Raw genomic sequence first — 13,546 nt, 5'->3', positions numbered from 1 at the left:
TTTAAATCCCCTCACCTCCACAACTTTTTCTAATAATCAAATTAGTCGGAACCACCACTTTTAATGGCAGTGTTCTCCCATCAATACGTTCAACTAGAAGATTTACTGCTACTTTCCCCATCTCCTCGGTATGAACTTTTACAGTGGATAATGGAGGAGTAACAAATTCGCATAATTCAATCCCATCAAATCCAAAGATTGCGATATCATCAGGAACCTTTAATCCTGAATCCGTTAAAGCTTTCAAAGCACCAATGGCCATAGGGTCACTTCCAATGAAAAAGGCGGTAGGGAGATTCCCTGAATGGATCGCTTCCTCCATTAGCGTTAAGCCATCTTTCGTTGCCCATTTTCCAATATAAGTATATTCCGGGTTATATAATCCCTGTTCCGTTAGCATTTTTTCATATGTTCTTTTTCGTACATCTTGAATCTCTAATTTTCCAGATAATCCACCAATGGTATATGATTGACCACCAATATAACCGATTTTTTTGTGTCCTAAATCCAATAAGTATTGAATAACCTTTTCAGTAGCTTTTTCACAATCTATCACCACTGAATCATATAGTTGTTCGTCAGGAGATACATCGACAAACACTAAATGTTGTACTTGCTTTACTTGATTTTCCACCTCTTCTTGACCTATGACTCCTACTACTATTAATCCATCCAATCCTTCTAGATCCTTTTTATTGAAAGGAGGTCTCAACACTTTCGATAGTTCAATTCCCAATTCAATCATCCTCTTTTCAATTCCATTACGAATGGCCAAAAAATATGGATCATCAAATTCCGATTCCTGAGAAAGATACATCAAAAGCCCAATTTTCCCGTACTGCTTAGGATTGGTAATTTTTTTTTCTATATTTCGTTGCTTTTTAGGTATGTAATCTAACTCTTCTGCAGCCTGAAGGATTTTTTTCCGAGTCTCTTCTGTAACGGATAAAGTTTGGTCTTCATTTAACACTCTTGATACAGTCGTTTTTGATATCTGTGCCTTTTTGGCAATTTCATTTAATGTTACCAATATGATTACCTCTTTTTCTATTTTTAGTAAATAAAAATTAATAATTTACTGAATTTTTACTTAAATATAATATATCAGAGGTAAAAAATAAGCGCAATATTAATTTTCATAATTTTCAATTTAATTTCCCGCCACTATTCACCCATATTGAAATTCAAGGATCCGAAGATTTTAATAACTATTAACATTCACTCATTTTTTATTACGATAAAAAGAGCGAAAAAAGTCCAGTGAATAAATCAATTAATTCAGTAAACTAAAAAAATAAATCCCAAAAATAAAAATTTACTGAAGAAACATTCAGCCTCTTCAACTGTAATTGCATTAATCTCATTGCTATTGGGGTAGCGAGTGCCATCAAAGGAGTTAATAAAAATAATGAGTTTTGAGGGTAACACGGGTACGATGTGGCTTCATCCTCGGGTCTAATTGGTATGGAATTACAAGGAGTAATGGCCATATTCACCGTTAATTTAAAAAGAATCGTAAAACTTTTTGGGTTCATTTCATTCCTTCCAGAATTATGGATTGAAAGTCGGCTTTTCTATTTAATATAAAAATTTTTCATTGGTGATTTTTGGTTACCTAATTATATTAGATTGTGAAAGGATGTCCAAAATTCCGACCCATTTTCAATGTAAACGTCAAGTAACTCCAAAATATAACAATAAAAGTTGATTTTGGAGTTATTTTTTGTTTGCTTCACTTTTTTGGTACTTTGCAACTAGATGGTAAATCCATTGATCACGGCAAGACTTTATCAATTTCCTCTTTATTGTTTTAATCGATGTTAGGAAGTGTTTCAAACAAATAACGAAGATAATGATAGGGACTTAGATACTACAGCAACTGTTTGAACAACATCAAAAACATCTGATCAATTTGATAGTTCTTATCTACTGTTATCACACGAGGTTTAGAAACGTACGAAAAGGCCAAGGCTTTCTTGAAAAAGCACTTGGCTGCTTGTTTATCTCTTGATTTAATTAGATAAAAATCAATGGTATTCTGTTCTGAATCAACGGAACGATATAAATATAGTGCATTTTTACTTTAATATAGGTTTCATCAACTCTCCATGAATCATTTGCTGTTTTAGATGCTGTCGTACTTTCTCTTTTAATTGAAATCCATATTGATGAACTCAGCGCATAATCTTTGTATGATTAATTGATAATCCTCTTACCTCCATCATTTTCACCAGATTAGATTTTTATTATATTTCCAATCAATTTAATACTTTCTCCATCAATAACTATCCCGCCACCATCTTTACAAGCATAAATTGTCCTATTTTTCAACTTGGAATAATCCCTTACTAAATCTAAATATTTTTCACTCTGTTCCTCACTCCAATGAGGCAGAAAATCAAAATCTACAAAACCTAAAGAGCTTCTATCCTCTAGTCCTATTATATCTTCGTCTACAAATTGAGCTGTATCAATACTGTTAGTTGTTATTATACTGCCTGCACTAACCCCAATCAAAACCCCACCATTTTCCACATAATATTTTAATGGCTGCATTAAATTTCTTTTTCTTAGGGAATTTAAAAAGCGGAATGTATTTCCACCCGAAAGATGTATTGCATCATAATTAAATATGTCATTAATCTTTCTTTCATCGTATTCTTTATCTAAATCAAAATATTCTACATTACTAATTCCTAATTCTCTATAGTATTTAACTACATAATTAAAATACTTTCCTGTTACATCTGAAGATGATCGAAGATATGCTATTGAAGGATTTTCTTTATTTAATAATCTTAAAAGTTCATAATCCAATTTTCTATCTTCTTGCACTTGATCACTATATAGTACTATTTTTCTCACTAAAATCCCCCTATTTTCTAGTTCGTAAATACTTGTTTTCAGTTAATTAAGCCTAGTGTTTATCACTGACACCTATAAAAAGAACTGCAATTATGTATTAATATCACCTTTCATCATTACTTTTTCAGAAGTATATTGTCTTACATGTTCATAAGCAAGTTCAATTGCGTGTTCTTTTGAATCTATAAGAGATAGATTACGTGTTAATGGATTCCAATATTCATATCCCTCATCTTCTGTCCATCGAAAAACTTCAATTGTATATAATTTGTCATTCAAAATACATACAACTAACTTTCAGCTCGATAATTCTTCCCAAGCTCTTCTCCTATCGAAAAATAGTGCCTAAAGTTATAAAATAATGGACTCCATTTTTGCGGATCAATATGGTTTTCCCCTAGTATTATCTCTTCATGCGCATGTACATGAACAACCTCGGTTTCAACAATTGCAAAGAAAGGATCATATTCTGGAATCCTAATTTGTTTTACGATTGTTTCAATTTGTAATGGGCATTCTTTAATACGTTGTGGTTTTACAAATTTTGAATCTAGCGGAGTCAAGCCAGCTAGTGCAAATTTATCTTTTTGATAGGTATATCCCATTTCTTGTTTGTAAACTGGGACATGTTCTAATCCTGTATAAGGTGCGATTTTTTCCACTTGTTTCCACTGCGATGAAGAAGGTAAATTAATAACACATTCTCTATTCCTTTCAAGATTTTCAATCGATTTACCTCCCAAACCAATACCTAAAATTACATAGTTTCCTAAAGCCCATGAAGAAGACATTGGACTAATATTTGTTGTTCCATCCTCATCTAATGTCGATAATAAATAAATTGGCATTCCATAGTATAAAATCTTTGGTTTTATTTCTTTACATAACAGTTTCTCTGTTTTAGCATTCATACTATCACTCCTAAATTCGATATTTATTTGTATTGTAAAACACAAATAATTCCATTATCATCGAAATATGGATGTAAAATAAGGAGTGATGCAAATGAATGTAAACGCAGCAAAAATAGCTTCTCTTATTAGTGATACATCACGAGCAACCATCTTAATTCAACTTTTGGATGGTCGTCCACACCCAGCTACTGAATTAGCACATGCCGCAAAAATCAAACCACAAACAGCTAGCTTTCATCTTCAAAAACTATATGAAGCAGAAATTATAGATGTTGAAAAACATGGAAGACACCGTTATTACAAAATAACCAATCATACAATAGCAGAATCTCTAGAAAAAATACTATATTTAGCTCCCCCAGAACCAATTCAATCCTTAAAGCAATCGAAAGAGACTAGAGAAATTCAATATGCCAGAACTTGCTATGACCATTTAGCTGGGAAATTAGGTGTTGAAATTACAAATTCACTTTTGAATAACAACATATTAGTTAAGGAAAATTTACAATTTGAGGTGACTAAAGAGGGACAATTATTTTTCAAAGAATTTGGTATTGACTTGGATTCATTATACAGGAAAAGACGAGCATTCTCAAAATGTTGCTTAGATTGGACTGAAAGACAACACCATATAGCAGGAGCCTTAGGAAAAGCTATATTAGAAAGAATGTTAGAACAAAATTGGGTAACAAAAGCCCCGAAAACGAGAGCTATACATGTAACACATTTAGGAGAACAACAAATATTGCGTACATTTCTTATAAAATGAATTTTTTATTACAAAAATCAATTCTCCTATATACAGAAGAAAACTCGCTTCCTTATACCACAAAGCTTGCGAGTTTTACTTCTTACCAGTAATCATAAATAATAGAATCTAATGTGATTACGGTAAACGTGCTAGGAGCTAGAGCTGTCGTAGAATTCATTAAAATAATGAACTCTATTTGATACTATATGTAAAAGGATGAAAAGCGTTTGTACAATTAGAAGAGTCCTAAAAAGCCCAATGTGGTATCTACTCATTGGTTAGCTCCCCTGTATAAATTCGATATTTTCTCATTACTATTAATTTTTTACACATATAAGTTTACCTACTAAATTATGAGAATCACAAATAAGAAGCCATTCGCTTTTGAAAATAGCTTCTTTTAAAGAAAACTAGTTATTCTTTTTTACAATGTTAAGAAGCTCTGCATGTATTTCAGAAGCAATTTCTGGTTCTTGTTCACTAACTGCAATAATCTCACAAAGAGATACTGTGCTGCGTGTAGTACGACCGGTTCTTATGGTAACAGTATCACAATTTACAGATTCAACAACACCAACAATTTCAATTGTAGTTCCTCTTAAAATCAAAGTAACTAAATTAAAACTATCTCTTAGTTCTCTTAACTTACGGAAAATACCAGTTGTACAGCAACAATCACATTTTTCATTATGATCTTTTTTGCACTCTTTAAATTTCTTCAAGCAATCATCATTATCATCCCTGCATTTAGAATGCTTTTTGTGATCCCAGCATTTAGAATGGGTTTTTTCAAACCATTCATCACGACAACCCATAATTTCCACTCCTTTATTCTTTTACTACACAATATGAAAAAAGGATGAAAATGATAAAGACAAAAACATAGGAGGTAGAAAAATAAACGGTTATCCAATAGAAAAGAATATAGAATATCCAAAAATAAATAACGAACTCTTATAAAAAAGAGTTCGTTATTTATTTTTTATACTTGCTCAGATTGTAACCCCTGAATATATGATACAACTTCTGGATTCACTAACGAAGATAAATCTCCCAACTCTTTCCCTAAGTATGCTGCTTTAATTACCCGTCTCATTACTTTAGCATTTCGTGTTTTCGGCAAGTCCTCTACAACATGAATATCTTTTGGACATAACGCCTTTCCGATATGAGAGTTTACTAAATTCAATAATTCTTTTTTTAGTTCAGATGTAAATTTTATTCCTTCTTGTAAAACAACAAAGCAATGGCAGACTTCCCCTTTCACCTCATCTGGTACACCAATTGCGGCAGCTTCTATTACATTAGGATGTTTTACAAGAATTGATTCATATTCAGCTGGTCCAATGCGTTTTCCTGCAATATTTAATGTATCATCGGAACGTCCTGTAATGATATATTGTTCACCGTCATAGATTACCCAATCACCGTGTACCCACTTATTATCAAAGCGCGACCAATATGTATTAACGTAGCGCTCGTCATCTTCCCAGAAGCTTTTCGTCATTCCAACCCATGGTTTTTCTAAACACAATTCGCCAACTTCATCAAGAATCGGATTGCCTTGTTCATCTAATACAACAGCTGCCATTCCAGGTAATGATGCATTAAAACTAATCGGCGCAATTGGTTTAACTAACACGTTTCCAAAGATTCCACCAGAAATTTCGGTTCCACCTGAATAGTTACAAATTGGTACCTTTCCTTTTCCAACTGTTTCAAAAAGCCACATCCAAGGATCAGGATTCCACGGTTCACCTGTTGATGCAAATACCTCTAAACTTTCCAGAGAGTGTTTCTTTACATATTCATCACCTTTTGCCATCAATGCTCGAATTAATGTTGGAGAAATTCCAAGATGTGTAATTTGATATCGATCGACAGTTTCCCATAATCGATCTGCTTCTGGATAGTCCGGAACACCTTCATACATGACCATTGTTGCCCCATTAATAAGGGAACCAAATAATAAAAATGGTCCCATCATCCAGCCCATATCAGTTACCCATAACACACGATCACCTTGCTTAATATTCATACCAAATCCTGCATCAAATGCTGATTTCAAAGGGAATCCAGCGTGCGTATGTACCGTTCCTTTTGGCTTACCAGTCGTTCCGGATGTATATATGAGCATAAGCGGATCATCGCTTTTCATTTCTTCAGCATGTGTAAATGGCTTTTCCTTTTCAAGAATACTCCAGGAAAGATCATAATTGTGAGGTGTAAAATTATTTCCGGCATGACGGACAATCACAACTTTCTCAACAGTCGGACAATGTTCACACGCTTTATCCACCTCATCTTTTAATGAAACGATTTTACCGCGGCGTGAGAATCCATCAGCTGTAATAATCATTTTGGATCCTGCTGCTTGTACACGCGTCATAACTGCATCAGCTGCAAATCCAGAAAAAATCGGAGAAATAATTGCACCGATTTTCATTACTGCTAACATAGCAACAACTGTTTCTGGAATCATCGGCATGTAAATTGTTACACGATCACCTTTTTCAATGCCCATATGCTTCAAACCATTCGCAACGCGGCTTACCCAGCTATCAAGTTCTTCATATGTAAATGTTTTTGTTGTTCCATTTTCACCTTCATACATGAGGGCAGGTTGTTTTTTTGTTTCTTCATCTGCAAGCCAACGAGATAAGGCAGATTCAACTACATTGCACGTTCCCCCTGTATACCACTGTGCAAACGGTGTACCGTTTGCTAAATCTAACACTTCTGTATACGGCCTCATCCATTGATAGCCAACTGCACGTTCTGCTTCTCCCCAAAACCATGCAGTTTCTTCAATTGACTTGTTATAAAATGCTTCATAATCGTCATAACCCAGCGATTTCATCCATCCGTGTAAACGCGTTTTCTCTTTATATTCTTCTGTTGGAAACCATACCGCTTGTTTCACTGTTTTCCCCTCCTCATATTTCGAATAAGAAAGCCCTTAATAGGGCTTTTATACTGGATAAACTGGATGTTTCCGATCTGTAAATACTTGATATTTACTCATATACATTTCAAAGCGTTTCTTTAATTCTTCACGTAAATCATTCGGATGAACAATACCATCTATCACCATTTCTGATGCTAGTCGATAAATATCAATATCTTGTTTATATTCTTCACGTTTTTCTGCAATAAAACTTGCACGCTCTTCTTCTGGTAGCGCTGCAATTTTATTCGCGTATACAGCATTGACAGCAGCTTCAGGGCCCATTACAGCAATAGAAGCCGTCGGCAACGCAAGGCAGCAATCCGGCTCGAAAGCTGGGCCTGCCATTGCATATAAACCAGCACCATATGCTTTACGAACAATAATTGAAATTTTCGGTACTGTCGCTTCACTCATTGCAGAAATCATTTTCGCACCGTGACGAATAATACCAGCTCTCTCCACTTTTGTTCCAATCATAAATCCAGGCACATCGGCAAGGAATAATAATGGAATATGATATGCGTCACATAAGTTAATAAACTTTGCTGCTTTATCAGCAGAATCGTGGAATAATACGCCACCTTTCATACGCGGCTGATTTGCAACAATACCAACAGGTTTCCCATCGATTCGTCCTAATCCTGTAATGAGTTCTTGCGCAAATAACTTTTTCACTTCAAAGAAAGAACCTTCATCGATAATACGGTTAATAAGATCTTTCATATTAAAAGGAGCATTTTGATTTTCTGGGATGATTTGTTCTAACGTTTTTTCGAACTGCTTTGGTTCTTGAGGCTTAGTCGCAGGAGCATTTTCTTGATAGTTACTTGGAAAATATGAAATATATTGTCTTGCCTGAGCAATTGCATCTTCTTCTGTTTTACATAACACATCTCCGCATCCTGATACGGAACAATGCATACGAGCACCGCCCATTTCCTCTAATGTTACTTTTTCACCAATAACCATTTCAGCCATGCGCGGTGAACCTAAGTACATGGATGCATTTCCTTCCACCATCATAACAACGTCACAAAAAGCAGGAATATAAGCACCACCAGCTGCTGAAGGACCAAATAATAAACAAATTTGCGGTACCTTACCCGACAGCTTCACCTGGTTATAAAAAATACGTCCTGCACCGCGGCGGCCTGGGAACATTTCAACTTGATCCGTAATACGAGCACCGGCAGAATCAACTAGATAAAACAGTGGTACACGTAACTTTTCAGCTGTTTCCTGGATACGTAAAATCTTTTCAACTGTACGAGAACCCCAAGATCCAGCTTTCACTGTTGAATCATTCGCCATCACACATACAGTTCGTCCGTGTATTTTACCAGTAGCGGTTACAACCCCATCTGCCGGTAAACCTGACTGCTCGCAATTTGCAAAGAGAGCGTCTTCTACATACTCGCCATTATCAAATAGAAGAGCTAAACGATCCCGAACAAAGATTTTTCCTTTTTCTTTATTTTGCTCATGATATTTCGGAGCTCCGCCTTGTTTAATTGTTTCAACACGTTCTGCAAACGAATTAGATTGTTGTTTTTGTTCTAGCACATTTACTCCCCCTTATACATCGGCTTACGTTTTTCCTTAAATGCCTGTAGTCCTTCTAATCGATCTTTCGTATGAATCACACCTTCATACGCCAGCTTTTCCATTTGTAGTCCAGTGTGCAAATCCACTTGTAAACCATTTGAAATTGCCTCTTTTGCTAATCGAACAGCAATTGGGCCATTACTAGCAATACGTTCTGCAATTTCAATTGCTTTTTCTTCTAGTAAGTTTGTTGGTACAACAAATTCTACCATTCCGTATTCCTTCGCTTCATTTGCTGAAATACGTCTTGCTGTATAAATTAATTCTTTTGCTCTACCAATACCAATTAGTCTTGGTAATCGTTGCGTACCACCGGCTCCTGGAATAATAGCTAGAGATGTTTCAGTAAGTCCAAGACTTGCTGTTTCTGCTGCAATTCTAAAATCACACGCTAAACTTAATTCAGTACCACCACCAAGTGCAATTCCATTTATTGCAGCAATAACTGGTTGTGATAATTGTTCAACCATATCCATTGTGGAACGAATCATTCCGACTGCATGACGTACTTGTTCCTCATTCATATTGGCACGTTCTTTTAAATCCGCTCCGGCACAAAATGCCTTTTCGCCCGCTCCTGTTAAAATGACAACACGAACATCAGCTTCTTCATTAATATGAGTGAGTGTAGATTGCAACTCTTCCAATAGTGCAAGAGATAACGAATTTGCTTGTCGTTCACGATTTAATGTTATTTTTACAATATGCGGTGTTATATAATTCACTGAAATATTTTGCAATTGTAACATTTTATCACCTACTTATTGTTTTATGTTGCAATGCTTTATACACATGACTTGGCAATTGAATGTTTAACTTACTTTGAATAAATTGGCTAGCTTTTAATAATTTTTCTTCATTTATATTGGTTTGTACCCCCATTTGATGGAGCATATGTACTAGATCATCCGTTGCAACATTTCCTGAGGCTCCTGGTGCATAAGGACAACCACCGAGACCACCACAAGAACTATCAAATGTCGTAACACCGTATGCCAATGACTGAACGACATTTGCAAGCGCCATCCCGTACGTATTATGAAAATGCATTGCGAATTGAGAAGAATCATATTTTTTAAGTAAATGTTCTAATACATACTCTACTTGCAATGGATTTGCTACACCAATCGTATCCCCAAGTGAGATTTCATAAATGCCATATGAGAAGAGTTGATTACATAACTCATCTACAGCATCAATGCTTACATCTCCTTCATAAGGGCAACCAAATACAGTAGAAACGTAACCTCTTACTCTTTTACCTGCAAATTGTGCCTGCTTTGTAATATCTTTTATAACAGATAATGCTTCTTTAATAGACTTATTGATATTGCTTTTATTATGTGATTCACTTGCTGATAAAAAAACATTCACCTCATCTACATTTTGCAAAAGAGCTCGTTCCAAACCATTTTGATTTGGAACAAGCGCAGCATATGTAACGTCTGGTTTCTGCTTTAACTCTGAAAACACATCACTTGCATCAGCTAAAGCAGGAACCCATTTTGGGTGAACGAACGAGGAAACTTCAATATACGATACTCCAGCTTCTGAAAGTAATTGAATCCATTTCACTTTATCTTTTGTGCCAACAATTTTCTTCTCATTTTGCAAACCATCACGTGGTCCAACTTCTTTAATGACAGCAAAAGTAGGTAGCTTCAATACATTTCACCCCTTCTTCTCCCTATTCAATCTCTATTAATACATCTCCTTCATTAACAAAATCGCCCTCTTGCACATTAATTTTCATGACTGTACCGGCTTCTTCTGAAACGATTGGAATTTCCATTTTCATAGATTCCAAAATGACGACATCCTGTTCTTCTTCTACTGTATCTCCTACTCCCACAACAATCTTCCAAACATTACCTGCCATCGATGCATACACTTTTGTCATCATTTTTTCCCCCTTTAATATTCATAAACCTTATTTTTTTACAAGTTGTTTTGTTACAAAACCTGTTGTATAAATTCCACTTTGGAATACTTCATCTTCTAATACTTGCAGTAGCATTGGTGTATTCGTCTTAATGCCTTCCACTTTCAGTTCTTGAAGTGCATTCTGTAGTTTTTCAATTGCCTCTTGACGTGTTTCACCATGAGCAATTACTTTTGCAATCATTGGATCGTAGAACGGTGTGATTGTCACGTTATTTTCTAAAAAGTGATCAATGCGCACTTTTTCTGGTAACGTTAGGTCCGTAATCTTCCCAGGTGATGGGAAAAATGTTTTTGGATCCTCCGCATAAATACGCGCTTCAATGGCATGACCACTACGATTTATATCGTCCTGCGTAAAGGAAAGCTTTTCACCAGATGCAATAAGTAATTGCTGTTCAACAAGATCTAGACCGGTAATTTCTTCGGTAACGGGATGCTCTACTTGTAATCTCGTATTCATCTCTAAGAAATAAAAGTTTTTCTCGTCATCTACAAGAAATTCAACAGTACCTGCATTTATATAGCCAAGAGCTTTTGCTGCTTGTACAGCAACTTCTCCCATTTCTTTACGAGTCGCTTCATCTAAAAATGGAGATGGTGCTTCCTCAATCACTTTTTGATTTCGGCGTTGTACTGAACATTCACGTTCCCATAAATACACTGTATTTCCATGAGTATCAGCTAGAAGCTGAATTTCGATATGATGCGCGTCTGCAATATAACGCTCTAAATACATTTCACCATTACCGAAAAAGTTTTGCGCACGCGTTTTATTACTCTCAAATGCCTTGGTGAGCGTTTGCTCAGTTTCCATCAACTGCATTCCAATGCCTCCGCCGCCCGCGGATGCCTTCAGCATTAATGGATAACCAATTTGTTTTGCAATTTCAATCGCTTCCTCAGCAGTCTCAATATTTGTTGTGATTCCTGGTACAACAGGAACATTTGCTTCTTGCATTGCCAGACGCGATTCGATTTTACTACCCATCTTAGCAATAATTTCTTCAGAAGGGCCGATAAATACAAGTCCTTCTTCTTTACAACGAATCGCGAGGGATGGATTTTCTGATAATAATCCATAACCTGGATGAATCGCTTCAGCATTTGTTTTCTTCGCAATGTCTATAATTTTTTCGAGATTTAAATAACTCTCTTGGACACGCGGACCACCAACTAAATAAGCCTCATTTGCTAGTTTGACATGAAGTGCATTTTCATCCGCCTCTGAATAAATAGCAACTGTACGTATTCCAAGTTTTTGACAAGTTTTAATGATACGAACTGCAATTTCACCACGATTAGCAATTAAGATTTTTTGAAACATAGTGAACCCTCCCTTTTATCTACATCCTAAATGTCTTGCAATTACGAGACGTTGAATTTCAGAAGTTCCTTCACCAATTTCTAAAAGTTTTGCATCGCGAATATGACGTTCAACTTCATATTCACGCATATAACCATATCCACCGTGAATTTGCACGGCTTGATTCGCAATACGACTAGCTGCTTCAGATGCAAAAAGTTTTGCCATAGCTGCTTCTTTACCGAAAGGTTTATCATGATCTTTTAACCAAGCTGCTTTATGTACTAAATTACGCGCTAATTCCACCTCAGTAGCCATATCTGCCAGTTTAAATTGAATCGCTTGGAAATTAGAAATCGTTTTTCCAAATTGCTGACGCTCTTTGGCATATTGAAGTGCACGCTCAAAAGCAGATTGTGCAATCCCTACAGCTAATGCCGCAATGGAAATACGACCTCCATCAAGTGTATATAAAAATTGCTTAAATCCTTTATTCACATCACCAAGAATATTCTCTTTCGGTACACGAACGCTATCAAGTACGATTTCGCAAGTATTAGAAGCGCGAACCCCCATCTTATCGTATGGACTTGAAATCGTTAAACCTTCACTTGTTGTCGGTACAATAAATGCAGAAATACGTTTTTTACCATTTTCCTCAACACCGTTGACAGCGGTTACAATAATTGTATTTGCATACTCCGCATTCGTAATCCAGCACTTTTCACCACTAATTACGTATTCATCACCATCTAAAAATGCTTTTGTTTGTGTGCCACCTGCATCAGATCCAGCGTTCGGTTCTGTTAAACCAAAAGCACCTAATGTTTTTCCAGATGCCATCGGGATTAAATACTTTTGTTTTTGTTCTTCTGTACCAAAGTAATAAATCGGAGAGGCACCTAATGAAATTGTTGCAGCATAACTTAAGCCTGTACCGCCACAAGCACGTCCAATTTCTTCAACAGCTAATGCGTACGATACAGTATCGCCGCCAGAACCTCCATACTCTTCTGGGAATGGGATTCCTAACAAACCTAGTTCGCCCATTTTTTGAAACGTTTCGTATGGAAACTCAGCTGTTTTATCATAATACACAGCTTTTGGTGCGATTTCCTTTTCAGCAAAGTCACGTACCATTTCTTTAATCATTTGTTTTTCGCGAGTTAGAGTAAATTCCATTCCGCCACACACCCCTTATCGAATATTGAGTT

At 35.9% G+C, this 13,546-nt stretch carries 13 protein-coding genes and 1 pseudogene; 1 reads left to right on the top strand and 13 read right to left on the bottom strand.

All coding sequences use genetic code 11. From position 1 onward, the window contains the following. Position 1: 1 nt before the first annotated feature. The 5 genes and pseudogenes from M014_RS0105645 to M014_RS0105630 all read right to left on the bottom strand — a co-directional run bounded on the left by M014_RS0105645 (position 2) and on the right by M014_RS0105630 (position 3,776). Entirely contained in the window at positions 2-1,030 is a 1,029-nt protein-coding gene (locus M014_RS0105645; protein WP_026590847.1) for a LacI family DNA-binding transcriptional regulator, read from the bottom strand. A gap of 888 nt (positions 1,031-1,918) precedes the next feature. After that, positions 1,919-2,237: pseudogene (locus M014_RS27920) on the bottom strand (DDE-type integrase/transposase/recombinase); the annotation flags it as partial. Further along, positions 2,236-2,865 (bottom strand): Type 1 glutamine amidotransferase-like domain-containing protein, encoded by a 630-nt coding sequence (locus M014_RS0105640; RefSeq protein ID WP_026590846.1) that lies wholly within the window; start codon positions 2,863-2,865, stop codon positions 2,236-2,238. The pseudogene M014_RS27920 and the gene M014_RS0105640, both read right to left, overlap by 2 nt. Before the next feature lie 90 nt (positions 2,866-2,955). Beyond that, on the bottom strand, positions 2,956-3,144 hold the full coding sequence (locus M014_RS26475; RefSeq protein ID WP_090689374.1) for a hypothetical protein: 189 nt from the start codon (positions 3,142-3,144) through the stop codon (positions 2,956-2,958). Positions 3,145-3,155: 11 nt separating this feature from the next. Further along, complete coding sequence (locus tag M014_RS0105630; RefSeq protein WP_026590845.1) at positions 3,156-3,776, bottom strand: flavin reductase family protein; 621 nt, start codon at positions 3,774-3,776, stop codon at positions 3,156-3,158. Positions 3,777-3,870: 94 nt separating this feature from the next. Between M014_RS0105630 and M014_RS0105625 the strand changes: the two genes are divergently transcribed. Beyond that, complete coding sequence (locus M014_RS0105625) at positions 3,871-4,548, top strand: ArsR/SmtB family transcription factor (protein ID WP_026590844.1); 678 nt, start codon at positions 3,871-3,873, stop codon at positions 4,546-4,548. A 392-nt stretch (positions 4,549-4,940) separates the two neighbouring features. Here M014_RS0105625 and M014_RS26470 read toward each other — a convergent pair whose 3' ends face one another. The 8 genes from M014_RS26470 to M014_RS0105585 all read right to left on the bottom strand — a co-directional run bounded on the left by M014_RS26470 (position 4,941) and on the right by M014_RS0105585 (position 13,514). Further along, positions 4,941-5,345 (bottom strand): hypothetical protein, encoded by a 405-nt coding sequence (locus M014_RS26470; RefSeq protein ID WP_197030394.1) that lies wholly within the window; start codon positions 5,343-5,345, stop codon positions 4,941-4,943. 167 nt (positions 5,346-5,512) lie between these two features. Then, positions 5,513-7,453: an AMP-binding protein gene (locus M014_RS0105615; protein ID WP_026590843.1), complete on the bottom strand. Its 1,941-nt coding sequence runs from the start codon at positions 7,451-7,453 to the stop codon at positions 5,513-5,515. Between the two features lie 48 nt (positions 7,454-7,501). Further along, entirely contained in the window at positions 7,502-9,043 is a 1,542-nt protein-coding gene (locus M014_RS0105610) for an acyl-CoA carboxylase subunit beta (RefSeq protein WP_026590842.1), read from the bottom strand. 2 nt (positions 9,044-9,045) lie between these two features. Further along, entirely contained in the window at positions 9,046-9,834 is a 789-nt protein-coding gene (locus tag M014_RS0105605; RefSeq protein ID WP_026590841.1) for an enoyl-CoA hydratase, read from the bottom strand. Positions 9,835-9,838: 4 nt separating this feature from the next. Then, positions 9,839-10,750: a hydroxymethylglutaryl-CoA lyase gene (locus M014_RS0105600; RefSeq protein ID WP_026590840.1), complete on the bottom strand. Its 912-nt coding sequence runs from the start codon at positions 10,748-10,750 to the stop codon at positions 9,839-9,841. Between the two features lie 22 nt (positions 10,751-10,772). Next, positions 10,773-10,988, bottom strand: a complete 216-nt coding sequence (locus tag M014_RS0105595; RefSeq protein ID WP_026590839.1) for an acetyl-CoA carboxylase biotin carboxyl carrier protein subunit — start codon at positions 10,986-10,988, stop codon at positions 10,773-10,775. A 27-nt stretch (positions 10,989-11,015) separates the two neighbouring features. Then, positions 11,016-12,353, bottom strand: a complete 1,338-nt coding sequence (locus M014_RS0105590; protein WP_026590838.1) for an acetyl-CoA carboxylase biotin carboxylase subunit — start codon at positions 12,351-12,353, stop codon at positions 11,016-11,018. A gap of 15 nt (positions 12,354-12,368) precedes the next feature. Further along, a complete protein-coding gene (locus M014_RS0105585) occupies positions 12,369-13,514 on the bottom strand; it encodes an acyl-CoA dehydrogenase (RefSeq protein ID WP_026590837.1) in 1,146 nt (381 codons plus the stop codon). Positions 13,515-13,546: the final 32 nt, after the last annotated feature.

The organism is Bacillus sp. UNC437CL72CviS29 (genome assembly GCF_000482345.1).
Classification (GTDB): domain Bacteria; phylum Bacillota; class Bacilli; order Bacillales; family Bacillaceae_G; genus Bacillus_A; species Bacillus_A arachidis.
Note: the sequence above shows the minus strand (reverse complement) of the source record. Positions and strands in the feature narration are given on the sequence as shown.

Bases quoted from the DNA above. Each gene is read 5' to 3' on its own strand.
- M014_RS0105595 (WP_026590839.1), bottom strand. From the start codon at position 10,988: ATGATGACAAAAGTGTATGCATCGATGGCAGGTAATGTTTGGAAGATT.
- M014_RS0105585 (WP_026590837.1), bottom strand. From the start codon at position 13,514: ATGGAATTTACTCTAACTCGCGAAAAACAAATGATTAAAGAAATGGTA.
- M014_RS0105605 (WP_026590841.1), bottom strand. From the start codon at position 9,834: ATGTTACAATTGCAAAATATTTCAGTGAATTATATAACACCGCATATT.
- M014_RS0105625 (WP_026590844.1), top strand. From the start codon at position 3,871: ATGAATGTAAACGCAGCAAAAATAGCTTCTCTTATTAGTGATACATCA.
- M014_RS26470 (WP_197030394.1), bottom strand. From the start codon at position 5,345: ATGGGTTGTCGTGATGAATGGTTTGAAAAAACCCATTCTAAATGCTGG.
- M014_RS0105590 (WP_026590838.1), bottom strand. From the start codon at position 12,353: ATGTTTCAAAAAATCTTAATTGCTAATCGTGGTGAAATTGCAGTTCGT.
- M014_RS0105630 (WP_026590845.1), bottom strand. From the start codon at position 3,776: ATGAATGCTAAAACAGAGAAACTGTTATGTAAAGAAATAAAACCAAAG.